General features: G+C 62.3%; 22 protein-coding genes and 1 tRNA gene. 20 read left to right on the forward strand and 3 right to left on the reverse strand.

Annotated features, from left to right (window positions below; all coding sequences use genetic code 11):
• Positions 1–73 precede the first annotated feature (73 nt).
• Genes CEW88_RS04405 through CEW88_RS04415 form a run of 3 tightly spaced genes read left to right on the forward strand, consistent with a single transcriptional unit; the run spans position 74 to position 1,579 of the window.
• A complete protein-coding gene (locus CEW88_RS04405) occupies positions 74–658 on the forward strand; it encodes an RNA polymerase sigma factor (RefSeq protein WP_108964858.1) in 585 nt (194 codons plus the stop codon).
• Positions 645–1,022 (forward strand): hypothetical protein, encoded by a 378-nt coding sequence (locus CEW88_RS04410; RefSeq protein WP_108964859.1) that lies wholly within the window; start codon positions 645–647, stop codon positions 1,020–1,022. Before CEW88_RS04405 ends, CEW88_RS04410 begins: the two co-directional genes overlap by 14 nt.
• A 2-nt stretch (positions 1,023–1,024) precedes the next feature.
• Positions 1,025–1,579, forward strand: a complete 555-nt coding sequence (locus tag CEW88_RS04415; RefSeq protein ID WP_254694432.1) for a periplasmic heavy metal sensor — start codon at positions 1,025–1,027, stop codon at positions 1,577–1,579.
• A gap of 99 nt (positions 1,580–1,678) precedes the next feature.
• Here CEW88_RS04415 and CEW88_RS04420 read toward each other — a convergent pair whose 3' ends face one another.
• On the reverse strand, positions 1,679–3,097 hold the full coding sequence (locus CEW88_RS04420) for a diguanylate cyclase (RefSeq protein WP_108964861.1): 1,419 nt from the start codon (positions 3,095–3,097) through the stop codon (positions 1,679–1,681).
• Positions 3,098–3,324: 227 nt separating this feature from the next.
• Here CEW88_RS04420 and CEW88_RS04425 point away from each other — a divergent pair, with 227 nt between their 5' ends.
• The 12 genes from CEW88_RS04425 to CEW88_RS04490 all read left to right on the forward strand — a co-directional run bounded on the left by CEW88_RS04425 (position 3,325) and on the right by CEW88_RS04490 (position 16,918).
• The gene (locus CEW88_RS04425; protein ID WP_108964862.1) at positions 3,325–3,606 is read left to right on the forward strand and encodes a DUF3572 domain-containing protein; all 282 of its coding nucleotides are present in this window, start codon (positions 3,325–3,327) and stop codon (positions 3,604–3,606) included.
• The gene (locus CEW88_RS04430; RefSeq protein WP_254694433.1) at positions 3,603–4,319 is read left to right on the forward strand and encodes an HAD family hydrolase; all 717 of its coding nucleotides are present in this window, start codon (positions 3,603–3,605) and stop codon (positions 4,317–4,319) included. Before CEW88_RS04425 ends, CEW88_RS04430 begins: the two co-directional genes overlap by 4 nt.
• 276 nt (positions 4,320–4,595) lie before the next feature.
• Positions 4,596–5,201: a heme NO-binding domain-containing protein gene (locus CEW88_RS04435; RefSeq protein WP_108964864.1), complete on the forward strand. Its 606-nt coding sequence runs from the start codon at positions 4,596–4,598 to the stop codon at positions 5,199–5,201.
• A complete protein-coding gene (locus CEW88_RS04440; RefSeq protein WP_108964865.1) occupies positions 5,198–6,259 on the forward strand; it encodes a GGDEF domain-containing protein in 1,062 nt (353 codons plus the stop codon). The genes CEW88_RS04435 and CEW88_RS04440 overlap by 4 nt, the downstream gene beginning before the upstream one ends.
• Before the next feature lie 75 nt (positions 6,260–6,334).
• Positions 6,335–6,409: transfer RNA gene (locus CEW88_RS04445), tRNA-Gln, on the forward strand.
• A 760-nt stretch (positions 6,410–7,169) separates the two neighbouring features.
• A complete protein-coding gene (locus CEW88_RS04450; protein ID WP_159099553.1) occupies positions 7,170–8,639 on the forward strand; it encodes a hypothetical protein in 1,470 nt (489 codons plus the stop codon).
• A gap of 389 nt (positions 8,640–9,028) precedes the next feature.
• The gene (locus tag CEW88_RS04455; RefSeq protein WP_108964867.1) at positions 9,029–10,747 is read left to right on the forward strand and encodes an AIPR family protein; all 1,719 of its coding nucleotides are present in this window, start codon (positions 9,029–9,031) and stop codon (positions 10,745–10,747) included.
• A 1,560-nt stretch (positions 10,748–12,307) separates the two neighbouring features.
• Positions 12,308–13,303, forward strand: coding sequence for an SCO family protein (locus tag CEW88_RS04465; RefSeq protein WP_159099554.1), 996 nt, complete (start codon positions 12,308–12,310; stop codon positions 13,301–13,303).
• A gap of 279 nt (positions 13,304–13,582) precedes the next feature.
• Positions 13,583–13,783, forward strand: a complete 201-nt coding sequence (locus CEW88_RS04475; RefSeq protein ID WP_108964871.1) for a hypothetical protein — start codon at positions 13,583–13,585, stop codon at positions 13,781–13,783.
• Positions 13,784–13,837: 54 nt separating this feature from the next.
• Positions 13,838–15,112: a tyrosine-type recombinase/integrase gene (locus tag CEW88_RS04480; RefSeq protein ID WP_254694434.1), complete on the forward strand. Its 1,275-nt coding sequence runs from the start codon at positions 13,838–13,840 to the stop codon at positions 15,110–15,112.
• Entirely contained in the window at positions 15,109–15,288 is a 180-nt protein-coding gene (locus CEW88_RS04485) for a hypothetical protein (protein WP_108964872.1), read from the forward strand. The genes CEW88_RS04480 and CEW88_RS04485 overlap by 4 nt, the downstream gene beginning before the upstream one ends.
• A gap of 253 nt (positions 15,289–15,541) precedes the next feature.
• Positions 15,542–16,918 (forward strand): ATP-dependent DNA helicase, encoded by a 1,377-nt coding sequence (locus CEW88_RS04490; protein ID WP_108964873.1) that lies wholly within the window; start codon positions 15,542–15,544, stop codon positions 16,916–16,918.
• A gap of 749 nt (positions 16,919–17,667) precedes the next feature.
• On the opposite strand, the gene CEW88_RS04495 is transcribed toward CEW88_RS04490, so the two are convergent.
• Positions 17,668–19,749, reverse strand: coding sequence for a M13 family metallopeptidase (locus tag CEW88_RS04495; protein ID WP_108964874.1), 2,082 nt, complete (start codon positions 19,747–19,749; stop codon positions 17,668–17,670).
• Between the two features lie 501 nt (positions 19,750–20,250).
• Between CEW88_RS04495 and CEW88_RS04500 the strand changes: the two genes are divergently transcribed.
• The 3 genes from CEW88_RS04500 (at position 20,251) to CEW88_RS04510 (ending at position 23,533) form a co-directional block, all read left to right on the forward strand.
• Positions 20,251–21,324, forward strand: a complete 1,074-nt coding sequence (locus tag CEW88_RS04500; RefSeq protein WP_108964875.1) for a YcjF family protein — start codon at positions 20,251–20,253, stop codon at positions 21,322–21,324.
• Positions 21,311–22,879 carry a GTPase family protein gene (locus CEW88_RS25280; RefSeq protein WP_108964876.1) on the forward strand — a complete coding sequence of 523 codons (1,569 nt, stop codon included), beginning with the start codon at positions 21,311–21,313 and terminating at the stop codon, positions 22,877–22,879. Before CEW88_RS04500 ends, CEW88_RS25280 begins: the two co-directional genes overlap by 14 nt.
• Positions 22,880–23,143: 264 nt before the next feature.
• A complete protein-coding gene (locus CEW88_RS04510) occupies positions 23,144–23,533 on the forward strand; it encodes a hypothetical protein (protein ID WP_108964877.1) in 390 nt (129 codons plus the stop codon).
• 165 nt (positions 23,534–23,698) lie between these two features.
• Here the strand turns inward: CEW88_RS04510 and CEW88_RS04515 are convergent, their stop codons facing one another.
• Positions 23,699–24,058, reverse strand: coding sequence for a response regulator (locus tag CEW88_RS04515; protein ID WP_108964878.1), 360 nt, complete (start codon positions 24,056–24,058; stop codon positions 23,699–23,701).
• A gap of 376 nt (positions 24,059–24,434) precedes the next feature.
• On the opposite strand from CEW88_RS04515, the gene CEW88_RS04520 reads away from it, so the two are divergent.
• A complete protein-coding gene (locus CEW88_RS04520; protein ID WP_108967540.1) occupies positions 24,435–24,908 on the forward strand; it encodes an acyl-CoA thioesterase in 474 nt (157 codons plus the stop codon).
• Positions 24,909–25,106: 198 nt separating this feature from the next.
• Positions 25,107–25,442 (forward strand): L-rhamnose mutarotase, encoded by a 336-nt coding sequence (locus tag CEW88_RS04525; protein ID WP_108964879.1) that lies wholly within the window; start codon positions 25,107–25,109, stop codon positions 25,440–25,442.
• Positions 25,443–25,521 lie beyond the last annotated feature (79 nt).

Raw genomic sequence — 25,521 nt, forward strand, 5'->3', positions numbered from 1 at the left:
AGGGCAGGGCCGTCGCTTCGGCCCTGTCCTTGCGCGGTCCGGCACTTCGGGCTAGCGCAAGAGGATGGACCGGATGCCCTATGACGCGATGAACGGCGAAAGCGACGAGGCCTTGCTCGCGGCCTACGCCGCGGGCGAGCAGGCCGCGGCGGGCACGCTGGTGCAGCGTCTGGGTCCGCGCGCCTTCGGCCATGCGCATCGCATGCTTGGCGACAGGGCCGAGGCCGAGGACGTGGCGCAGGAGGCATTGCTGCGGCTCTGGCGGGCGGCACCGGGATGGCGCGAGGGCGAGGCAAAGGTCTCGACCTGGCTCTACCGGGTGGTGTCGAACCTCTGCATCGACCGCCTGCGCAAGCGCCGCGGCGGCGCGGTGGACATCGATGACATTGCCGAGCCCGCCGATCCCGCGCCGGGTGCCGAGGCGACCTTGCAGGGGCGTGCCCGGGTGGGCGCCCTGCAGGAGGCGCTGAACGCGTTGCCCGCGCGGCAAAGGCAGGCCGTTGTACTGCGGCACCTCGAGGGACTTTCGAACCCGGAGATCGCCGGGATCATGGACTTGGGCGTGCGCGCGGTGGAAAGTCTCACGGCGCGGGGACGCAAGGCGCTGGAGGGCCTGCTGGCCGGGCGGCGCGCAGAGCTGGGGTATGACGATGACTGATCAGCGCAGGAAGGAAGAGGGCACACTGGCGTCCTTGTTCGAGGCAGAGCGGCAGAACGCCCCGGTGCCGTCCGGCGACTGGATGGCCCGAATGGAGGCGCTAGCGCGCGCCGAGCAGCCCGCAGCGCGTCCGGCCGGGACCGCCGCACCGGCCCCCCGTCGCCGCGCCGGCTGGCGCGAGGCGCTGCGCGCCTTCGGCGGCTGGCCGGCGGTGGTCGGGCTCGTCGCGGCCTGCGCAACGGGGGTCTGGATCGGCATCGCCTCGCCGGAGACGATGACCGCGCTGATCACCTTGGACAGCAGCAGCCAGCTCTCGGCCCTCGATCCGGCGAGCGGCTTCGACTACGCGATGTTGGGACTTTGATAATGACGCAGGACAACTCCCAGATGCCCGGGCCGAACAAGGGTCGGCCCTCCGCGGCACCGAAGCCCGCGCGCGCGCCGGGCTGGATGCGCTGGTTGCTGCTGACCTCGCTGGCGCTGAACCTCGCGGTGGTCGGCGTTGTGGCGGGCGGCCTGCTGTGGCACGGGCGGCCCGAGCATGGTGGCCCGCCACGCGGGCGCGACTTCATCACCCCCTATACCGAGTCCTTCTCGCAGGACCAGCGGCGCGAGCTGGGGCGCAAGCTCTTCCGGTCTTTCGAGCGCAAGCAGGGGGATCGGCCGCGCCCGGCGCCCTTTGGCGATTATCGCAGCGCGCTGTCGCTGCTGCGCGCCGACCCCTTCGACAGCGCGGCCTTCACTGAGGTGCTGAGCGCGCAGGACGCCCGTGCCGCCGAGCGGCAGAAGATGGGGCAGCAGGTGCTGGTGGACTATGTCTCGGCGCTCTCGCCCGAGGCCCGCGCCGCCTATGCAGACCGGCTCGAGGCGAAGCTGGACGAACTCGCGAAGCGTCTGCCGCCGCGCAAACCACGCAACTGAGGCGGCCCCCTGCGCCGGGCAGCTGCGCGTCGGGGTGCCGGGGCGCGCCCCCGGGCCGCGGTCCGAGGGGCGTGCCGTTGCGCTGAACCGGGTTGCGCCTCAGGCGCCGCGCAGCGCCCCGAAGGCGTGCGGAAAAGCAGCGGGGGGCGCCACATGGGTGCGGTTGCGCCCGGCGTGCTTGGCCGCGTAGAGCGCGCCATCGGCGCGCAGCAGGGCGGTTTCCACGGCTTCCCCGCCCGCGTCCATCAGCGCGATTCCGATGCTGATCGTCGGCGAGAAGAGCGACGGGCGTCCGGCCCTGAGGCGGGGCATGGGCAGAGACAGCTGCGCCACCTCCTCGCAGAGCAGCCGCGCGGCGGCGGCGGCGGAGTCGATGTCCGCGCCGGGCAAGGCGATGAGGAATTCCTCTCCGCCGAGCCGGGCCACGAGATCCTGCGCGCGTCGCCCCGCGGTGAGCCGCTGCGCCGTGGCAACCAGAACCTGGTCGCCCACGGCATGGCCCCAGCGATCGTTCACCTTCTTGAAGTGGTCGAGATCCGCGACGAGCAGCGCCAGCGGCTGTCCGCACCGCGCCGCCTGTTGCGCCATGCGGGCGACCTCGGGCAGCGCATAGCGGCGGTTGTAGAGCCCGGTAAGCGGGTCGACCATCGCCGCGCGCAGCCCGTTGCGAAGCGCGGCGCGGTGCCGCTTCGCGCGGCGACTGCGGCCGATCAGCCGCGGCAGGCGGAGCGCGAGCTCGAGCGCCTCAGGCCCATTGTGCAGCACCTCGTCGGCACCGAGGTCAAGCGCCCGCGCCGCCATCTCGTCCCGTCCCTTGTCGGTGACGTAGACCAGCACCGCATGGTGCTGTGCGCGGGCGGTGCGCAGCTGCGAGAGCAGCGCGAGTCCGGCGCCCGGCTCGCCCCCGGTATCGATCAGCACCACGGCCTCGGCCGAGATGGCTTGGCTTTGCAGCAGCGTTCCCGCGGCCGAAAGCTCGACCTGCGCACCGATTCCCACCCGCAGCCGCGCCGCGATGGTGTCGAGCCCGAGCGCCGGATCGAGCGAAACCAGCGCGACACGCGCGGGCCTCTGGAAGCTGCGCGGCGCCTCGGACAGGCCGAGCGCGCGCTTGGCATCGGTGCGCAGCTCCATCTGGTCCTGCGCGCGGGCGCGGCGCAGCAGGCTGCGCAGCCGCGCGAGCAGCAGGATGTCTTCGACCGCGCGGGCGATCACATCATCCGCGCCGACGGCGAGCAGCGCCAGCCGTTCGTCGACCAGATCGTCCTCGGTGAGCAGCACGAGCGGGGTGTCGGCCTGGTCGGGCAGGGCGCGCAGGCGCGTGCAGAAGCCGCTGCCGCACATGTCAGGCAGTTCGGTGGCGGCGAGCACGAGATCCGGGCGGGACTCATCGATCATCGCCAGCGCCTCGCCGCCTGTCTCGGCGACCAGAACCTCGTAGAAGGCCGAAGTCAGCCGGGCGCGCAGCAGGATACGATGGCTCGCGGTGCCCTCGACGATGAGTATGCGTCCTGCCATGCGTCTTTCTGCCCCCTATGCCAGATTTCGTACCGTTGCCGTTCCGCCCTGAAGCCATCCCGAAGCGGCCTCGAAGCCGCCCCGACGCCAGACCGGGGCCCTCTCGGCGCCTCTCGCTCCGGCGCGCCACCCGGGCGCTGCTTTTGCGCAGGCTTGCATCCGTTTGCCCGCTCAGTCTTTATGAAAAACGGTTAACAAAGCCTTTCGAAATGCGAGGACGGACGAAGATGGTGGGGCGTGACGAGGCCGAGCTGATCGGGCTGCAGGCGGTGGCCTGGCTGGCAGCGAATGACGAGCTGCTGCCGGTGTTCCTCGGGGCGACAGGCGCCTCGGCGGAGGATTTCCGCAACAACCTTTCGGATCCGGGATTCCAGGGCGGCGTGCTCGATTTCCTGCTGATGGACGATGCCTGGGTGCGCGGGTTCTGCGACGAGGCGGGCCTGTCCTACGACCTGCCCTTCCAGGCGCGCCAGCACCTGCCCGGCGGCGGCGAGGTCCATTGGACATGAGCCCCATGCCCCGCTTGCGCGCCGAGGCGGTGCTCTTCGACAAGGACGGCACCCTCTTCGACTTCGCCCGCACCTGGAGTGCCTGGGCGCAAGGGGTCATGCAGCAGCTTGCCGGGGGCGATGCCGCGCTGGTCGAGGCCATGGCCCGCGAGCTCCGCTTCGATCTCGGCAGCGGCGGCTTTCTCAAGGACAGCCCGGTGATCGCCGGCACCAGCCGCGAGGCGGCGCAATGCCTGGCCCGAGCTCTTGGCCGACGCGATCCCGAGGCCATCGAGGGCGTCCTGTCGGAAGCGGCCGCCCGCGCGCCGCTTGCCGAGGCGGTGCCGCTGGCGCCGCTGCTGGACAGGCTGCGCGGCGCGGGGCTGCGGCTAGGGGTGATGACCAATGACAACGAGGCCGTCGCCCATGCCCATCTCGCGCAGGTCAGGGTCGGCGACCGCTTCGAGTTTGTCGCCGGGTTCGACAGCGGCCATGGGGCCAAACCCTCGCCCGCGCCGCTGCTCGCCTTCGCCGCGGCGCTCGGCATGCCGCCCGCAAAGGTGGTCATGGTCGGCGACAGCACCCACGACCTGCAGGCTGGACGCGCGGCGGGGATGAAGACCGTCGGCGTGCTGACCGGCCCCGCCGAGGCGGAGGAACTGCGTCACCTCGCGGATGTAATTCTGCCCGACATCGGCCACCTGCCGGACTGGCTCGGCGCCGTGGTTGCGTGATCCGGCCCTTTTCATCTGCATTTTACTCTTTGCGGAAGTCTTAATGCCCCTGCGGTAGCATGACCCGTCAGCGCGGGACTCGTGGCTTGTCGCCTGCACGGCTCCAAGCGGGATGAGGGCCGTTCGCCCGCGACACGGAAGAGCTGAAACAGGGGGCCTGACGCGCAGAGCGGAATGGCGTGAGTGGGCACTGAGCTGGCACTGAGCGGGCACATGGGACGCGGCGGCGCATAGGCGACCCGCACAAGGGCGAGGGCGCTCAGGATGGGACGGCGCATGCATGGACTGGTCGCGCGCACGCTGCAGTGCTTCGTGCAGGACACCTACGGGCAGGATCGCTGGCGCAGCATCGCCGACGCCGCAAGGCTCGAACTGCCCGAGTTCGAGGCCATGCTCGACTACGAGGCGCAGCTCATCGGTCTGGTTCTGACCCAAGCCGAGACCGAGTTGGGCAAGCCGCGCGCCGCGATGCTCGAGGATATCGGGACCTACCTGATGACCCATCCCAACAACGAAAGGCTGCGCCGTCTGATGCGCTACGGCGGCGAGGACTTCATCGATTTTCTGCACTCGCTCGAAGAGCTTCCCGGCCGCGCCCGGCTGGCGGTGCCCGATCTCGACCTGCCGCCGCTGGAGCTGACCGAGGCCACGCCGCGCCGTTTCACCCTCGTCTGCCGTTGCAGCGGCCCGACCAGCCGGGGCTATTCGCACGTGCTCGCCGGAGTGGTGCGAGCCATGGCCGATGACTACGGCGCATTGATCCTTCTTGAACTGGCCAGCGGCCCGGACGAGGACGAGCTGATCGAGATCACCGTGGTCGAGACCGCCTATACCAAGGGGCGCGCCTTCGAGCTTGGGGCGCATGGCGCAGGGCGGCCATGACCCCGCTCGCGCTGCCCCAGGCGACGCTCGAGGCGCTCTGCCCCATGCACGCCCGCCTTGATGCCGGGGGGCGGGTGCAGGCCATGGGGCCGACGCTGCTTCGGGTGCTCGCCGGCCAGAAGCGCGTAGGCCTGCATTTCTCCGAGCTTTTCGACATTTTCCGCCCGCGCCAGGTTCGTGACCTGCCGGACCTTCTGTCGCTTGCCGGCCGCCGCCTGCAGCTGCGGCTGGTCGGGCAGGGGGACAGTCTTCGCGGCCTTGCCATGCCAGATGCCGAAGGTGGTGCGATTCTCGATCTCTCCTTCGGCCTCGGCCTCGTGGAGGCGGTGCGCGATCATGCGCTCACCAGCAGCGATTTTGCGGCAACCGACCTCGCGATCGACATGCTCTACCTCGTCGAAGCGAAATCCGCGGCCATGGAGGCCTCGCGCACGCTCAACCGGCGCCTGCGCGGGGCGATGCTCGCTGCGGAAGAGCGGGCTTTCACCGATCCGCTCACCGGGCTGCGCAACCGGCGGGCGCTGACCCGGGCCATGACGGACCTGCTGCGACGCGGGGCCAGCTTCGCGGTGATGCATGTCGACCTCGATTACTTCAAGCAGGTGAACGACACGCTCGGCCATGGCGCCGGCGACAGGGTGCTGGCTGGCGTCGCGGCGCTCATGCTCGACCTGACCCGGGAGGACGACATGGTGGCGCGGATCGGCGGCGACGAATTCGTCATCATCGTCTCCGGGCTGACCGACGGGGCGCGCCTGTGCGAACTCGCGGAGCGTCTCATCGCGCGGCTCGAAGCCCCGACCGCCTTCGGTTCGACGGAGGCGGGCGCGCAGGTGCGAATCTCGGCAAGCATCGGAATTGCCCTGAACACCCCGGGCTGCGGCGCGCCACGCGGCGCCGAGGAGTTGCTCGAGGAGTCCGATGTTGCGCTCTACGCGGCCAAGCGCGCGGGGCGTGGTCGCTTCGCCTTTCACGCGGCCACCTCGGCGCCGGAAGGCAGCGATCGGCGGGCCTCGGCGGAGGATATCGGGGGAGCCGGCAGGGGTTCCGCGAGGTGAGGTCAAAAAGTCAGAGATTTTTTTCAGAAGGGGGTTGCGCCCTCCCGGAGGCTGGCGTAAATCCCGCGCCACGGTTGGGGCGTAGCCAAGTGGTAAGGCACCGGTTTTTGGTACCGCGCACCGTAGGTTCGAATCCTACCGCCCCAGCCAATATCTCCTAACATACCGAAGTTACGAGACTTCCGGCCCGAGGGCGGTAGAAATGCCCCCGTAAGTGCCCCACCTTCCGCCCCCTAATTCTCCAATGTTCTTCTGCTTGCAGGCAGCATGATGTCAGGCGCCTCGAGCTGTGCGCTCAGGCGTCTCCAGCTGTGTCTGGTTAGGGGAAGAGGAGGATACAGGAGGGAGGTAATAGGTATTAGTAATGGATAAAGCAGGAAGGATGCGGAGAAGGAGGGTCTCCCGGATAGAGGAGGCCTAGGAAGAGCATGATGTATCCTGATACCCCTACTTACCCCTGATGATCATGACGCCCTTAAGGAAGGAAGATGAAGGGGGAGAGGGTCTCTCAGAGCAATAGGTATCAGTAATGGATGGATGACTAGAAGGTCCGAGGAGGAGAAGAGCCCCCTAGTGAGGGATGCCTGGGAAGAGGATGCATGCTCCTTGTCCCCTACCTACCCTGATAGGTATGGAGCCCCCCCCCTGGAGGTCAGGATGCTGTGAGTAAGTTAGGCATCAAGCAGTAATAGGTATTAGTAGTGGATAAAGAAAGTAGGATTCAGACCTCTCCTGTTGATAATTAATGAATTAAAATAAATACTTACTAACATCTTCAAGTCCTCTTCCGGGTTACTAGATAGGTCCTACCTGACCCTGACGAAGAGCCCCTATGCCCCCTATCCAGAACCCCCGCTACTCCCGCCCCCTCGATGTTCATCGTTGGTCTGACCACCCTGAGGTGAAGGGGATGGTGGATGACCTCTGGGACGGGGGCTTGAAGGAGCGCTTCGAGGGGAAGAAGAGCGTGGATGGGAGGGCTAAGCCAGGGCCGAAGCCGAAGGCAGATCATAAGGTCATGCTGAGGGTGCTGATCCTGGACCTCTATGTGGCTTGGCTGGAGGACCCGGTGCTCTGCGTAGGCATCTCGAAGAACGTGAACTCCTGGAAAGCTGGGTCGCGCTATAACGCCCTCCATCTCTCGAAGAGCATCATCAAGGTCATGGAGGCTCTGGAGAAGAAGGGCTTCATCGATGTGGCGCCAGGAAGTTACGCGGAGCCGGGAGCGCCAACGAACCGAACAACCCGGATCAGGGCGTCTGAAGAGCTCTGGGATATCTTCAGCGAGGTTGGCTTCAGTCATCGGGATATCGGTCGCGCCGAAGATGAAGAAGTCATCATCCTCAAGACCAAGGGGGAAAAGCTAGACAATGCCCGAAAAGGCGGACGGAAAGTCGAGTACGAAGATACAGAGACGACGATCCGCATGCGGGATGATCTCCGAGCTTACAATCTCCTGATTGCGTCCTGCTTCGCTGACATACCCAGCCTTGAGGAGCCGGTTCTCGCCTTCGACCGAGCCAAGCCGGAGACCAATGTTCGCATCGGGGCGGACTACAGTCGCACACGTCGCATCTTCAATCGGGAGAGCTGGGAGATGGGAGGGCGCTACTACGGAGGGTGGTGGCAACGCATTGGCGAGGACTGGAGGTCCCAGATCGCGATCAATAACCAGCCAACGGTGGAGGTCGACTTCAAGGGGTTGCACGTGGCGATGCTGTACGCGGAAGCAGGTCTCGCGATGGAGCATGACCCCTACGACATCCAAGGGGAAATGCTGGAACTCTACGGAGGCAACCTCCGCCCTATGGTCAAGCGATTGGCCCTCACGGCCATCAATGCCAAGGATCGGAAGTCTGCCTACTCAGCCTTTCGGGACGCCTTCCCGACAGGTGACCCTGCCAAGAAAATGAACAACGATGAGCTCGATGAGTTGCTTAAGGCGTTCCTTGGCCGGAACCCGCCTCTGCGCGACGCTGTGTTCTCGGACCAAGGGATCAGGCTCATGTACAAGGACAGTCAAATCACTGAGGTAATCTTGAGTTCCTTTACGCAGAGGAAGGTCCCGGTTCTCTCAGTTCATGACAGCTACATCATCGATCACTTCTATGTAGATGCCTTGCGTAACACTATGGCGCAAGCCTCCAGGGCTACGACCGGGTTTGAACTGCCAACTTCGATCAAGCTCCCGGATCGACCGGAATATTCCGACGTCTCCAGTGAGGAACTGCGGGAGTATGTCGACTTGCGTAGGATCGCACGCCCCAGCGCAGGGTACACCAACCGCATGAAGGCGTATGAGATGAGAACCGGCAAGGATTTTTCCCCGGAGGATTGGACGGAGGAAGAGTTGTTGGCGATGCATAACGGGGAGTGGTGAGTCTCCGCCGTCGCGGCGCTGGTGAGGTGGCTGTTGAAAGTGTCGCGACTAGCTTTGCCTCAGCCTAACTTTGGCGCGCGCCGATCGTGAAGGGCGTCAAGGGTCAGCCCTGAGCGGTCATTCAAGCCAGACGCACCGCGCCAATGTACCAAGCCCAAAGCAGTCCATCGGCATAGTCACGACGACCGACCAGGCCAATACCGGGCCATTCTTGACCAGGGATCGGTTGCAGAAAGGGATAGCGGCGCATTCACTTGCCTAATTTGTTGCGCAGGCCGCGGGTTGAGCATTAGTGCAACAGGATTGAAGCTATGACCAAATTCTCTGTGGATCAGGTCATTCCGTGGTGCTAAGGAGCCAAAGTGTACATCTAGTCCAGGCGAAATTTAATGTCGATGAATCCAATCGTGCGTGCGCAGCTATCTGATTTCAAAAGTGCCAACTCGACTGAGAATGGTACGGATGAAGACTTCTTCGAGGTCATGTCTATTTTCGCTGTTGAAAATGGAATTCTTGGAGAAAACGTGGATCCATTTCGCGCTCATCTGAAAGGAAAGGAATTCGGACTGGATGGCATCGCAATACTTGTGCAGGGAGCGCTTTGTGTAGATGCTGATGAGGCGGCTTCCGTTTTGTCGGTTGGGAAAAATCATGCTGCTGCATTCCACATGTATCAATCCAAGACATCTAGCAGTATGGATTATGGTGATGTGGCGAAATTTCTGGACGCCGTATATGATTTCTTTACCGACATGAAGCTGCTCGAGGGAGAGCAAATACATCAGCTCTCGGAAGCGCGAGACGCGGTTTTCGCAGCTGCTACTCGATCCAACCCCGAGCTGCGATGCTATTATTGCACGACGGGATCAGGGGAGGTCTCCGCCCCAATCAAAAAGCTGATAGACAGTGGGAAAGCCCGTCTCGAAGCTTTAAACGTATTCGATTCCGTCACCATTGAATGTCTGGGCGCTAAAGATATACAGAGCGCCTTCCGTGCTGCAACAAATTCTTCATCTGCGATCGTGAACTTCCCAAAGGCAATCACGATGCCGGCGCACGAGAATGTCGAGGAAGCATATATTGGTTATGTTACTGCAGATCAAATACTGGAGATGGCACTTGGAGAGCCAGATTCGACTGGCACAAGGTTTGTCAACAGAACTCTGTTCTACGACAATGTAAGGGACTTTAACCCGTCATCTGAGATAAATAAATCAATTATTGCAGAATTGAAGGCAGGAGATTTTTCATCTTTTGTTTTTAAAAACAACGGAATCACAGTTGTTGCGAAGAGTATCTCTCGGAAGGGGGATAGCTTTACTATCGAGGACTATCAGATTGTAAATGGCTGCCAAACAACCAACATACTCAGCTATGTCTCAGATAACTCGGATAAAATCTGTGTGCCCTTGAGGATTATTGGAAGCTCTGATCCGGACTTTGTTGCTAAAATTATTGTTGGGACCAATAAGCAAAATGAAGTGCGCGAGGATCAATTTTGGGCGTTGTTGCCGTTCATGAAGGACTTGGAGGAATACTGCGCTGCTCAAGACGGAGAATCCAGAATTCTTATCGAGCGTCGGGATAATCAGTATAGAGAGGTGTCCATTGAGAGAACAAGGATTATGCGCCCTTCCGATCTAATGAAGGTAGCTGCTGCGATGTTTTTCTTTCAGCCACATCGCGCGGCGCGTGATCATCGGGGGATTAGAAAAGAGTTCTCCGGTAGAATCTTTCAGGACGATCACAGCGTTGAATTGTATCACATGGCAGCATTGGCGCTCTATAAATTTGACTACCTTGTTCGTACGTCTCGTGTCGAGCGCTCTCGCGTGATTTATAAGTTCTACGTTCTTTTCGCCCTCATGCGAAAACATTGGAGCAATGCGAACATCCTCGACGCATCGCACGCCAAGAGGTCCAAAGTGCACAAGCTCGTAATGGGGGAAATTCTAGACAATGACAAATACTCCCAACATATCGAGGCAGTCTCAACGCACCTAGACAAGATGATTAAGAACTCTCCGGCTAAAACGCGAGAACAAATTCGAGATTATATTCGAACCGAAAGCTTTTCGGAAGCTTTTATCTCCTCATTCTTCGGGTAGGACTTTCATGTTGTCCACATGATGTTTCAATTTTGAGAGTTGAGCATACTAAGCGGTTCCGGTCGCGGATCGGAGCCGTTCAAATTCACAGCATACTTGAATTGAGTGGAGCCGCATCGAAATCAACGTACTGCTCGATCAATGAGTGATGGGCGCTCGACCTGGCGTTCACCTCTGTCCCCAGCTAGACCGGCAGCTCTGCGCGCTGTCCTGCCGTACCAGCAGCGGCAAAGTGCCCCGGACAGACCTTATGATCTGCCTTCGGCTTCGGCCCTGGCTTAGCCCTCCCATCCACGCTCTTCTTCCCCTCGAAGCGCTCCTTCAAGCCCCCGTCCCAGAGGTCATCCACCATCCCCTTCACCTCAGGGTGGTCAGACCAACGATGAACATCGAGGGGGCGGGAGTAGCGGGGGTTCTGGATAGGGGGCATAGGGGCTCTTCGTCAGGGTCAGGTAGGACCTATCTAGTAACCCGGAAGAGGACTTGAAGATGTTAGTAAGTATTTATTTTAATTCATTAATTATCAACAGGAGAGGTCTGAATCCTACTTTCTTTATCCACTACTAATACCTATTACTGCTTGATGCCTAACTTACTCACAGCATCCTGACCTCCAGGGGGGGGGGGGCTCCATACCTATCAGGGTAGGTAGGGGACAAGGAGCATGCATCCTCTTCCCAGGCATCCCTCACTAGGGGGCTCTTCTCCTCCTCGGACCTTCTAGTCATCCATCCATTACTGATACCTATTGCTCTGAGAGACCCTCTCCCCCTTCATCTTCCTTCCTTAAGGGCGTCATGATCATCAGGGGTAAGTAGGGGTATCAGGATACATCATGCTCTTCCTAGGCCTCCTCTATCCGGGAGACCCTCCTTCTCCGCATCCTTCCTGCTTTATCCATTACTAATACCTATTACCTCCCTCCTGTATCCTCCTCTTCCCCTAACCAGACACAGCTGGAGACGCCTGAGCGCACAGCTCGAGGCGCCTGACATCATGCTGCCTGCAAGCAGAAGAACATTGGAGAATTAGGGGGCGGAAGGTGGGGCACTTACGGGGGCATTTCTACCGCCCTCGGGCCGGAAGTCTCGTAACTTCGGTATGTTAGGAGATATTGGCTGGGGCGGTAGGAAACCCAGCCCTCCGATAATCTTCTTCAGCTTACATCCAGAGGTCCACAGAGTGGGGCATTTCTGGGGGCTTTCGGTCCAGATGGGGGCCAGTCCTGGAGGATGTTGACGCGCTCCTGTGCGGGCCTCTCTGGGGCTCTGGTGGGCAACAGGTGGGTAGGAAGTGTCGGGCAAAAAAATAGGGGATGAGACCCCCGCCCGAACACCCATGAGGATGCCCGGACGGGGAGAGGTTCAGGTGGTGGTTAGAGCTGTCATGCTGCCCTGGACTGGGGCTGAATTGCAACTGCCGCGCCCCTAGAGGCGCCAGGTGCTGGCTGCAGGAGGAAAATCTAGAGTACAAACAGCGCACCAACTGTTCAAAGGGTCTCGAATGCGAACTTTATCTGCATGTATTGGCTTATTGTCATCTTCTTTCGCGAGCCATGCTATGGCTGCCGACTTTAATGACTTGATTGAGGACCTCTCAAGAGATCGCGGTCGGGCCGTAATTGAAGCAACAGAAGCTGTTCGTGATATTCGTTCGCGCCTATCGAAGTCAGATGATGTGCCATATGAAAATGACTGCGAACTAAGTCTCCAAATATTTTACTCCCAGGCGGCGATTCTCGCAAACATCATGCCATTCTCCTTTACCGGGGAAATACTAGACGAACGCGGCCCCGTGGTTCAGGCGAGGCTAAAGCTCGGTGGAGAAGACTTCAATGTTGAGGCGTTTTGCAATGGATCACAGATGATGATAGAAGAGGCCGAAAGGGAACTCGATACCGCTGGCCTCCACGTCGAGCCGATGGATACGCTAGATGCGCTTTCTGGCCTCGCAATCCTTTATCAAATCGAAAAAAGTCAAGAAGAAGATGCGGATCGCGTACGCGAAGAACGTAACGCTCAGTGCCGTAGCGAAAATCGTCCGAAGCTTCCGGACGCAAGCTTCACTCTGCAAGATGAATCCGGAGAGCTTAGGGGCGCGGCAGAGATAATTGATCGACCAGCGTTAATATTTTTCGGCTACTCAGCGTCTCCAGAGGCTGGAATAAGTGATGCGTTCCGAAATGTTGAAGTTAGGGAAAATCTTGCGGGGTCGGGTATCGATGTTCTGAATATCTACATCTCCATAGATTCGATACGTGATACGCCTCAGTCATTGAAGGAATATTTTTCTAATATTGACTATCGAGATTCTACAATTACTTTAACTGGCACGGAGCGTCAAATCAAGGATGCTACCGAATCCTTTAGAGTTTACTACCATAGGTATGACGAAGGTCAGAGTTACTCTTTGATTGACCATTCAACGTTTACCTATCTATTTTTGCCAAACCACGGCGTGGTGGACGCATTCCGCTCGGACGACTCCAGTTACGTGATGGAAAAAAGAATTGCATGCGCTCTGGAGGGAACAATGTGGAACCCGGAAAGTAACTGAGGAAAATTCAGCATCTATACAAAGAAACCATTTTGGAGATGTATAGATGTCGACAACCTTCATCCTGCTCGTGGCAGCAGGCGCAGTGCTTCGAGCGCTGCTCAGCAGAGCCCTACAGATCAGGTTCGGCCTTACCCTGTCAGTCCCGCCGGTGATCACTGGCGGGCTTTTACTTTTGGCCCTCCTTCCAGGGTGGCTCTCGCCGCTGGCATTCCCACTTCCTCTCGGCCTCATGCTCGGAGCGCTGCTGCCTGACATCCTTCTTCGGAGGTTGGGCTGATGCCGGTGGATGAAGAGCAAGCCCGGCAGTTTACGCCCGGCACACTGGTCGTGATCTGCGCCTTCGATGACATCCCTGAGCACGAGTTCGAGGTGCAGGAAGTCTTCGAGGACTGCGTAGGCGGCTACTCCCGAACTGGGCCGCTGGCTGGCGAATACGGCGAGCCGGACTTCGAGATGATCCTCCGGGTCATCCGCTAACCCCCCTTACATCGTCAAACGAAAGGAACAGACGCATGTCTGCTCGAATTCGCTATGCCTATCTCAAGGGCCAGACTTGGCTTTACAGGCGGAACTATCCCAAGGAAGTCGCTGTCCCTGCTCGGGCAGCAAGCACTGAAGCAGTCCCTGAAGACTGGCGACGTCAAGGTCGGTCGCCAACGGGCTGCCGAGGTGAATGCCCGCTACGACGAGATGGTCCAGGCGGCCATTTCTGGGGCCTCAGCTCTGCCGGTCAGCCGAGCAGGCAGCGGGGACTGGGCTAGGCCCACAGAGGCCGCTCTCGCGAAGCTCCGGGCCGCTCTTCTATGCGTTGAGCCAAGCAGCTACGTAGAGGATGAACGGATCAGCCCCACCGTCGAGAACAGCGTGAGGCGGTACCTCATGTTGCGGCAGGGCCAACTCAGACACGGTGGCTTCAAGAGTGTCCGGTATTCTCTGGAACTCTTCCAGTCGAAGTTCGGCGACTTGAAGCTGACCGAGCTGTCCAGGGCCGAGGGGCGTCTCTTCCTCTCGCTGATCTCGGGGCTCAGCCCCTATGTCGGTAAGTCAGAGCACACTCGCGGGCTCTCCTTGGATGCCTTGGTGACGTGGTCCCGAAAGGGCAGTGCCAGGATCAGCGGTCGCACCCAGCGCCGGATATGGTCTCAGGTGAACCACTGGCTCGATTGGTGCGTCTACGAAGCGGAGGTGGACAGCAATCCCTTCATCTCTGTGCGCTTCGAGGCCAAGGTACAGCCGAAGCCTTACGCGGTCCTCACGGATGCCGAGGTGCAGAAGCTCCTAGGCTGGCGAGACCCTGTCATCGACAAGGTGCTGCTGATCTGCCTGCTGTCAGGGATGCGTGCTGGGGAGGCTGCTGGGCTTCTTCGGGATGACCTCCGTTCGAAGGGGAACCTCGGTTGGTTCTTCCATGTCCGACCGAACCAGCAACGGCTGCTGAAGACAGCGTCCGCAGAAAGGATGGTGCCCATGCATTCGGCCCTTCAGCCGGTGCTCACGGACCTTCCCTCTGCTGGCCCGTTGTTCCCCACTCTTACGGTGAACGACATCACCAAGCGGTTCGCAGTCATGCGGAAGAAGCTGGGCCTCGAACGTCCAGGGCTGGTTTTCCACTCCTCCCGGAAGTGGTTCATCACCCAGTGCGAGCGAACGGGCGTGCCTGAGCACTTCACTGCCAGCATCGTTGGGCACAAGTCAGCCCGATCGGAGAACGGCATCACCTACGGCATCTACTCCGCCGGTATCTCCGACGAGCAGAAGAGGAACATCGTGGATCAGATCAGACTGCCAGAGGGGTGCGTCCCATGACAGTCTTCCCAGACATCTACGAGTACGAAGAGAGGGCCGCTATCGCTGAATTCGATGGCGGCCTTTCTCGTCGTGAGGCTGAGGACCTTGCAGCAAGGTGCCAGGGCTTCAGGGATGCTGAGCACTACTGGGAGTGGCTCGCTGAGTATGTGCTGACGAAGGTGCCCCCTTCCTAAAACAAGACCCGTCCGGGTGCCTTCTTGGCGCTCGGGCGGATCGTGGGTGTATACATCAAGTGAAAAGCAACCTTAAATTGCATTGTTTAGTTTCAATAGCTTAAAATTAGGGGACGCTACAGGGATAGCACACGCGAAATCCGACCCCTTTGAGCAGGTCGAATTTGACGATCTTCCCGACCTCACCTTCCCAAACGTCAATCCATTTGCGCGACGGCCTCTAAGGCTGGCACCGCGCCGAGAAGGAGTGCGCATGCACCAACTGAATCAAGAACAGCAACACGTAGCACAACGCATCCGAGCCATGCAGCAAGGAGACCGGCTTGTGGTCTCTGGTAGAGCTGGCTCCGGCAAGACCTTCGCCATCGCGCGCTCGGTGGAAGGGCTGAAAGCTCTCTTCCTCACGCCGACCCACGTTGCACGCTCCGTCCTAGCGGGTGAGCTCGGAGACACGCGTCATCACGTGATGACCATTCATAGCGCGATCGGCTGGCGGCGCTATCTCGGTAGCGATCTTCGGTGGCGTGAGACCTACAGACCTGCGCAAGACGCCCGCAGCCGCGCGAAGCAGAACCATAAGCGCAATACCAGCGTCTTCTCCAAGGCGGACATCATCATCGTGGACGAGTGCTCCTTAGTTGGTTCGTTTCAATTTGGCGCCATCGAAGCCTACGCTCGCGAGTTCAACCTGCCTGTTGTCTACACCGGTGATCTCTTTCAGCTCCCTCCGGTTAGAGACCGCGAAGTGATCGCGGAGCAAGAATTCGAAACCATCACGATGAAGGCCAGCTTGCGCTTCCCGGAGGACAGCGACATCTACCGGCTCGGTGAGCTGCTTCGCCGGGCGATCGAGGAAGCCCCCGACGACGATCTGCCCATCTTGTACTCGCGACCCAGCACACAAGTCCTGTCCGGGCAAACTTGGATGGAACAGCTAACTTCTGGCTATGCGGAGCGGGAGAGCTTGTTGGCGGTAACTTACAGCAACAAAAGGCAGAGGAGGCTGCGAAGCAAGTTACGGCAACTCGGCCATAACCGGCTTGCCGCGGGCGATCACGTCATCAGCAAGCGGACTGACGGCCTGTTCCAGAATGGCGAGCAATTCACCATCAGCAAACTTGAACCCGAGACGAAAGTTCTGTGCGACGTTCCCGCCTGCGCCAGTCGAAACCAGAAACTCACTCTCTCGGGATATACGCTCACCTTTTGCGGTGACGAGAGGGTCGCGTTCGTCGTCGAGAACCGTGGGGAGATCGAAGAGTTAGAGGAACACATCCGTCAACTCCACTACGTTGACCAGCTCACCCACGCTGAGGCCGCTCAGGTCCTACAGTTGCTGGACAACATCAACAGCTTCGAGCTCTCAGCCCTCTCCACCGTGCATAAGAGCCAAGGCCGCTCGGTAGACACCGTGTACATCGACACCAAAACGGTCCTTCGGCGCCCCCCAAGGCTCTCCCCTAGGGACCACAAGCGGCTCCTCTACACCGCCATCACCCGAGCCCGGAAGCAGGTCATCTTCTACGAGATGGCTGGCTACTGTCAGCAGGCACCAGGAGCCAAGATCATCCCCTTCCCACCGGCACCCGCGAACCCCACCAGCGGACACCCTCAGTCCAGGGCAGCATGACAGCTCTAACCACCACCTGAACCTCTCCCCGTCCGGGCATCCTCATGGGTGTTCGGGCGGGGGTCTCATCCCCTATTTTTTTGCCCGACACTTCCTACCCACCTGTTGCCCACCAGAGCCCCAGAGAGGCCCGCACAGGAGCGCGTCAACATCCTCCAGGACTGGCCCCCATCTGGACCGAAAGCCCCCAGAAATGCCCCACTCTGTGGACCTCTGGACGTAAGCTGAAGAAGAGTATCGGAGGGCTGGGTTTCCTACCGCCCCAGCCAATATCTCCTAACCTACCGAAGTTACGAGACTTCCGGCCCGAGGGCGGTAGAAATGCCCCCGTAAGTGCCCCACCTATCGCCCCCTGTTTTGCTGACGGTTTCCCGCATGCGCTGAGCATGATGACGGGGGCGTTTGTCGTGTGAGGTCAGGCGATCCTCTGGGCTGTCAGGCAGGAGGTGGAGGGGGGAGGATACCTAGGGGTAATAGGTATTAGTAATGAATAACCTAGTAAGCATAAGAAGAAACAATACTCCTCTAGGAAGAGGGTACCTAGGAGGATGATGTATCCTTCCTAACCTCCCCTACCTCTGAAGATGGATTGCCTGCCGCAACGTCAGGAGGATGTGGGTAGGTCAGGGAGGGAAGGCGCAATTGCCGTCAGAGCGTTCGCGTATTGTGCCCGGGGCCGCGAAACTGGTGCGATTTGTCCCGGGCTCGCTGCGCGGTGGGCGCCCCGGACCCGGACCTTGGCCGGTGGATCACCAGGCGGTGATCCTTTCCTCGGGCGGCAGCCACATTGGATCGCCTGCCTCGATGCCGAAGGCCTCGTAGAAGGCCGGCAGGTGCTGAAGGGCGGCAATTGCGCGGTAGGGCGACGGCGCGTGCGGATCGCCCGCGACCAGCAGGCGATCGTAGGCCTCGGTCGATTTCGACGTCCAGTTCTGCGCCCAGGACAGGAAGCAGCGCTGCTCGGGCGTGAAGCCGTCGATCTCGACGTTCTCTTGCGGGTGCTCCTCGAGGTAGTCGAGCAGGGCCTCGTGCGCGAGGGTGATGCCGCCCAGATCCGCCATGTTCTCGCCGACCTCGAGCGGCCCGTTGGCCATCAGCCCCGGCGCGATCTGGTAAGTGTTGGCCTGCGCGATCAGCTGGTCGGCCTTGGCAGCGAACTGCGCCGCGTCTTCCGCGGTCCACCAGTCGCGCAGGTTGCCGCTGGCATCGAACTGCCGTCCCATAGAGTCGAAGCCATGGGTCATTTCGTGGCCGAGAATGGCGCCCATCCGGCAGAACCAGACCGCCGCGTCCTTCTGCGGCTCGAAGAAGGGGGGCTGTAGGATCGCCGCGGGCACCTCGAAGCCGTTGATGCCGGGGCTGTAGGCGGCGTTGACGGTGGTGGGCCGGGTCGTCACGCTGTTGAACGATTCCTGCACCACAGGGCCGCCGAATTTCGCCATGTAGCGCGCATGCTCGAAGGCCGCGATCGCCATCAGGTTGGCGACGGGGTCGGGGCCGATCTCGACGCCGGAGTAATCGATCCACTCTTCCGGCCCGCCCATCTTCGCGGTCAGCGCGCGGAGCTTTTCCGATGCCTGGACACGCGTCCGCTCGCTCAGCCAGTCGCGGATCGGAATGCGCTCGGCAAACACGGCCTTGATGCGGGTGAACATCTCTTCGGCGGTGGCCCGCGCCTCGTCGGAGAGGTTGGCCTCGACATAGAGCTGCCCCAGCGGATGCGCGAGCTCATCGGCGATGAGCTGGAAGGCGCTCTCCTCGCGCGGCGGCAGCACCGCGCTGCCCAGCAGGGCGCTCGAGAACGCCAGGTTGGGCTTCTGGAACTCGGTCGACATGACCGGCGCGAAGCTCAGGATCACCCGCAGCTTGAGATAGTCCTTGATCTCCTCCAGCGGCCGCGTGCGCAGCAGTTCGGAGAGAACCGGCAGGTAACGCGGGGAGGCAAGGACGACATCTTCGATCCCTTCGGGGTAGCCTGCTGCCTCGAGCAGCTTGGACAGGTCGATCTCGGGGATCTGCGCCTGAACCTCGGCCAGTGTCATGGGATTGTAGCGCATCTGCGGATCGGCCCGTTCGACGGGCGACAGCACGCCGCTATAGAGGATCCGCTCGATCTGGACGGACGCGCGCGCGATGCGGCTGGCATCGCCTGGCGGGTAGCCTGCCACCATGAGCGTTTCGGCGAAGAAGGTCCGGTAGGCAATCAGCCGGGCGCCGTCATCGGGCTCTTCGAGCACGCTCGCGAAGTTCGGGTTGATCGCGAAGCCGGCGCTTGCGAAGGCGAGTTCGTACTGGCTGTTGTCGAGCATGCTCTCGGTATGGCCGAAACCGAGAAAGACACCGGGGCCGCCGATCCTGTCCATGCGCACGAGGAACGGCACGAGGTCGGGCAGCCCGGTCATGGCATCGATGCGGTCGAGCTCGGCCTGGATCGGGGTGATGCCGCGGGCGTCGATCGCCTCGGTATCCATGTAGGCGCGGTAGAAATCGCCCACGAGCTGCGCCGGGCTGCCCTTGGGTGCGCCCTCGGCCTCCGCAGCGGCGCGGGCGAAGATCTCGTTCACCTGCGCCTGCACGATCTCGCCGGTGATGGTGAAGATGCTGTACTTCGGATGTTTCTCCGGCCGGTCGATGCGCTCGAGCCAGCCCCCGGCGGCGTAGCGGTAGAAGTCTTCCGCCGGGTCTACACTCTGGTCCATGTTGCGGACCGAGAAGCCGAGCTGATCGGCGCCGACTGTCCCTGCGTCTTGCGCGGCGGATGACGTGGCGGTTGCCGAGAACAGCCCCACTGCCAGCGAACAGGCCAAGGGAAACATGGGGCGCACAATCATCGATAGGCTCCGGTCATGAAAGCGAGATCGGTGTTGAAAAGGCTCTTCACCAACACGTTACCGGCCTTGGCATGTCCTGGCCACCGTTTTGCGTGCGCTGGCGCGAGGCGTGCCAGATCAGGGCCCGGACCCACCTGCACCCCACAGCCCGCGCTCATTCGGTGCTGTCGATGCGCACCGCTGCCACGCCAACGAGATTTGCGATTTGACTTGGACGGAGGGCATGCAGGTTGGCCCGCGTGTCGCGATCGGGTGGCGCGTGAGCCTCGTTTGCACGGTCTCGAACCCGCCGTGGCTGGTCTTGCCGGGAAATTACCCCATTTCAAACCTCTGGCTGATCCCGGCGTTGAGAGGGCACCAAGGATCGCTTTCGGTCTGTGTGCGCCGCGTTTCGATGTCTACGGGAGCCGCGGCCTGTCGGACGGATGATGTTGAACCTGGGGGGTTTTTGACGGACCATTCTAGCAAGGCGGACGAGGCAAGCCGCAGATCGGACACAGGATGCTGAACCGGATATTCAGACGCGCCAAACGTACCCCCACCGAGGCGGGCGACGAGATCGTGCTGCCGGTGGTCTGGCTGCTCGGCAAGACCGGTGCGGGCAAATCTTCGCTCGTCGGCGCCCTCACCGAACAATCCGACGTCGAGATCGGGGACGGTTTCCAGCCCTGCACGCGTTCTGCGCGCAGTTACGACTTCCCCCCCGATCAGCCGCTCGTGCGCTTTCTCGACACGCGCGGGCTGGGCGAGGCGGGATATGACCCGGCCGAGGATCTCGCCGCCTGCCGCGACCGCAGCCACGTGCTGCTGGTTGTCTGCCGGCTCGACGACCCGGTGCAGGGCGTGGTCGCCGACGCGCTGTCGGACATCATCCGGGCAGAGGCCGGGATGCGCACCATCCTCGTGCTCACCGGCAAGGACCTCGTCACCGATCCAGACGCCCGCGACCGTGCCGAGCGCACCATTGCCGCCCGCATGGGCCGGGCCGCGGGCCGCGCGCTTCCCGCGGTCAGCCTGTCTCTGGCGCCCCGCGAGGCGACCGATGTCGAGGGGCTCGACGCCCTGCGCGGGCATCTGCTCGAGGCGCTGCCCGCAGCGGGCCTGCTGCTGGAGAAATCCCGCGCTGGCGACGCCGAGCAGATCGAGTTCGAAAAGCACAAGCGCTGCGTGCTCTCCTATGCCGGGGTGGCGCTGACCAGCGATCTTGCGCCGGTGGTCGGCATGGTCGCGGTGCCCGCCACGCAGCTCAAGATGCTGCACGAGCTGGGCCTGCGCTACGGGGTGAAGTGGGACCGCAAGGTCGGCGCGGCCTTCCTCAGCACCATGGGGGTCAGCATCGGCGCGCGCTATGCAACGAATTTCGGTCTGCGCGAGCTGGCCAAGCTGATCCCGGTCTACGGCCAGACCGTGGGCGCCGCCACCGCCGGAGCGATCAGCTTTGCCACCACCTACGCCCTTGGCCGCGCCGCGGCCTATTTCCTCTACCGCAGCGCGCAGGGCAGCGCGCCGAGCGAGGAGGAGCTGCGCAAGGTCTACCAGCGCGCCTTCAGGAGGTCCTCGGATGAAGCTGACTGAGCGCCTCCGCCCGGCGCTCTTGCGCTGGGACCGGCTGCTGGCGGTTGCCGCGCTTGCGCTGCCTTTCGTGGCGGCGATGCTCGCCGGATTCGCCTGGATGATCGAGCACAGCTGGCTCATCGAGTTCATCGTTGCCTCGATCTCGCTCGGGGGGCTGGTGGCGCTCATACGGTTGGTGCGCCTTTGGATGCGGGGCCGCGAGACCGGTACCGCGCCGCGCCCCGACCAGCTTCATGCGCGGGTCGACCCCACGTGGGGCGAACGCGAGAGCGGTGCCTTCGAGGCCGCGCAGATCTTCATCGCGGAGACCACGGCGCAGCCGCTGCCGTGGGAGGACCTGCAGCCGATTGCGCAGGAGGTGGTGCGCCGGGTCGCCGCGGCCTCGGGCAAGGGCGACAAGGGGGTGCTCGACTTCACCGTTCCCGAGGCGCTGCTGCTCATCGACCGCGTTGCCGTGCGCCTGCGCGCGGACATCCGCGACAAGGTGCCCTTTTCCGACAGCATTTCGGTGGGCACGCTGCTCTGGCTCTGGGAGCGCCGCGACGTCGCCTGGAAGGTCAAGAAACACGGCTGGAATGCCTGGCGGGTGATCCGCGCGGTCAAATCCCTGCCCACCGCCGTGCTGCGCGAGATCGAGGGGGTCATCGCCGAGGGGCATTCGTCCTTTGTCACCAGCGAGGGCACCGTCATCCTGCAGGCGCTTCTGCTCGAAGAGGTCGCGGCGGCGGCGGTCGAGCTTTACTCCGGGCGGCTGCGCTTCTCGGATTCCGAACTGCTCGACCTCGGGCTTGCCTCCAGCGACCTCGACCGGGCGCGGCTGGCGGCCAGCGACATGCCGCTGCGCATCGCCGTCGCCGGGCAGATCAGCGCCGGCAAGTCGAGCCTGGTCAACGCGCTGCTTGGCGCCGACCTGGCCGAGGTCGACGTGATCCCGACCACGGACGCGCCAAAGACCTTTCCCACCGAGTTCGACGGGGTCGAGACGATGCTGCTCGACATGCCGGGGCTCGATGGCTCCGAGCGGCTGGCGCGGATCGTCGCCACGGAGTTGGCGCGGGCCGATCTCGTCATCTGGACTGTCCGCGCCAACCGCCCCGCGCGCGAAATCGACCGCGCCACGATCGCGAAGCTGCGTGAGATCGTTTCGGCCGATCCGCGGCGGCGGATGCCACCGGTGGTCGTGGCGGTCTCCTGCATCGATGCGCTGATGCCCGGCTGGCCGTTTCCCGAGGGGCATCTCACCGACGAGGCCATGGAGCGCGTCACCGAGGTCGTCGCCGCCGTCCAGCAGGACATCGCCGACCCCCGCGCCACAGCCAACACGATCCCCGTCGTGCTCACCGAGCCGGATTGGAACATCGACCGTCTGCGCGCCCGCATCGACAGCCTCATCGGCCCGGCGCTCGACACCCAAAGAAACCGGCTGCGGATCGAGGCAAAGACCAGCGGCATGCGCAAGGAGGCCGCCCGTGCCGGGCGCGGCCTGCGTGGCGCGCTCTCCGCGTTCGGACGGAAATACGCGCAGGAGGACGATGCGTCCGAGGCCGAGCGCTAGGCGTCGCGCCACGCCGGCCACACCCGGCCAGACCGAGCGGCCAAGAGCCGCGGTGCCCCTCGGCGATCTCGTCCTCGATTTCGCTGCAGGGGCCGCGCTCCGCGGACAGGTGCTCTGCCGCGCGGGCAAAATTGCTCAACCATGAGGCTCTGTGACCGCAGGGGCACACGTCTTGCGAGAATCCGCTGAGCGAATCTACGTCAGGTTGATTTGATGAGCGGAAATCCGCCTTCTTCACGCACTGTCACGTGAAGGAAAGAAAACATGAGCTTCAGGCTTGTTGCCCTCGGGCTTGCCGCGTGCCTCGCAACTGCGGGCTGCGCAACGAAATCCGGGAAAATTTCCGGTCAATATGTTTCGCCGTTACAGTTCCAGTCGTATTCTTGCAGCCAGGTTACCGAAGAAGCGCTGCGCATATCCGAGCGGTCAGCGCTCGCGTTCAAGATCCAGAACGTCAAGGCAAGGAACGATGCCGTAGCGGCGAGTGTCGCGCTGGGGCTGTTCTGGCCTGCAGCGTTCCTTGTCGGCGGCAACGATGCCAATGCGTCGGAGGTCGCGCGGCTGAAGGGCACGATGGATGCGCTTGAAGCGGCCAGCATCCAGAAAAACTGCGGGCTCGAGTTCGTCAGCGCGCCGTTGCCCAAGACGCTCTGAAAGACACGCGCCCCGCTCCTTCGGAAGCCGGGCGCAGCTGTTTCCAACTCTGCGAAAAGGACCCTGCGGAGGGAGCCGCGGCGGCGGGGCGCGATGAGCGTCCGTTGCCGCGGCGTTCTGGCGTTGGCCGTGCCTCGGCGGGGCCGGTCCGGCCGGGGCGATCGCTCAGGCGGCGATCGCGTCGTCGATGGTCATGAAGAACTCGCCGCGGGTGAAGGGCATCGTCAGGATGCCGCTCGCACCAAGCCCCTTTGCAATCAGCGTGGTCGCGACCCGCGCGTAGCGGTTCAGCACCACGATCGGCTGGCGCTTGTTGCCCGCGCGCAGATCGCGCAGGAAATCGAAGCCATCCTGGTCGGGCAGCTCGGGATCCAGCATCACCAGGTCATAGAGCCCGCTTTCGATCAGCGGGCGCGCGTCCACGGCAGTGGCGGTTTGGAAGGCATCATGGCCGCCCTCGGCAAGGATGCGATCCAGAGCGCTGCGCTGGTCCTGGTCTGGAAGGATCAGAAGAATCCGGGCCATGAAGGTCTCCTTATGAGGGGTGGCAGTCCCCCAAGAATGTCGGTGAAGCCCCGAGTGCTCAACCGAGTCATCCAGAGGTTTACGTAGCGTCCACGTGGATAAGCCGGGGGGAATGTGTGGGGTTTTCCTGTCGGATGCGAAAAGGTCACGGTCAGGCCTTTCCGGCCGGGGCGGGGGGCGAGCGAGTTCGGATCCGAACGTCGAGCGCTCTCCATGCGCGACTCACTTTTTTTCGCACATCTTTTGCATGTGCGGCGATGCGGCTCTGCCCGCGCGGCGGGGAATCCGCACTTTCGGGACGGAAAGTTGCGGCATCCCGCGTCCGCCCTGTGCTAGCGCTGTGCTTCGGATGATCAGGCCAGTGATGGAGCAAGCCATGGACCCCCGCGAACTCGAGATGACCGTTCTTATGACGCCGGACATGGCGAATTTCAGCGGCAAGGTGCACGGCGGAGCGCTGCTCAACCTGCTCGACCGCGTCGCCTTCTCCTGCGCCTCGCGGTTCTCGGGGCGCTATGCGGTGACGCTGTCGGTCGATCAGGTGACCTTCAAGCAGCCGATCAACGTGGGCGAGTTGGTGACGTTTCGCGCCCGGGTGAACCACGCGGGCCGCACCTCGATGGAAATCGGCATCCGGGTCGAGGCCGAGGACATCCGCAAGGGCAGCCGCCGCCACACCAACTCGTGCTACTTTACAATGGTCGCCGTGGACGACGAGGGCCGCCCCGCCGAGGTCCCGACGCTCGAGGTCTCCACCGAACTGGAAAAGAAGCGCCAGCGCGCCGCGGCGATCCGCAAGAAGCTGCGCGTGCAGTTCGAGGAAGAGATGCGCCGCGCCACCGAGGGCTGAGCCGGGACCCGTCCCCGCGGGGACAGCCAGGAAAATCGTTGTCCGGCGTATCGGGAGTCCGGGGCGCCTTTTCTCATGCCCGGGCGCGTTGACAGTACGTCAGCTTGGCGTTTAGATATGAATGATCGCCCCGAATATAAATGGTTCGCTGCGGCGGGCGCCGGTATGCATCCCCGCCCGCACCACCGAGGAGCCCGCATGACTGCCCAACGCCACGGCCAGATCATCGCTGTCGATCCCGCCGGGATCGCCGAGTACAAGCGCTTGCATGCCGCGGTCTGGCCGCAGGTGCTGGCGACGATCACCGCCTGCAACATCCGCAATTATTCGATTTTCCTCAAGGAGCCGGAGAATTTGCTCTTTGCCTATTTCGAGTATGTCGGAACCGACTTCGACGCGGACATGGCGAAGATGGCGGCGGATCCCGTGACACAGGACTGGTGGTCGCACTGCATGCCGTTGCAGCGCCCGCTCGAGACGCGCCCCGAGGGCGCGTGGTGGGCCGAGACGGAAGAGGTCTTTCATCTTGACTGAACCGCGCCCAAAGTCGGGCCGGTGGGGCAGGGTGGCTGTCCGACCCTTGCAAGGCAGGGACGTGATCCCGGGCCTGCCG

It is taken from the genome of Alloyangia pacifica (assembly GCF_003111685.1).
In the GTDB taxonomy this organism is placed as follows: domain Bacteria; phylum Pseudomonadota; class Alphaproteobacteria; order Rhodobacterales; family Rhodobacteraceae; genus Salipiger; species Salipiger pacificus_A.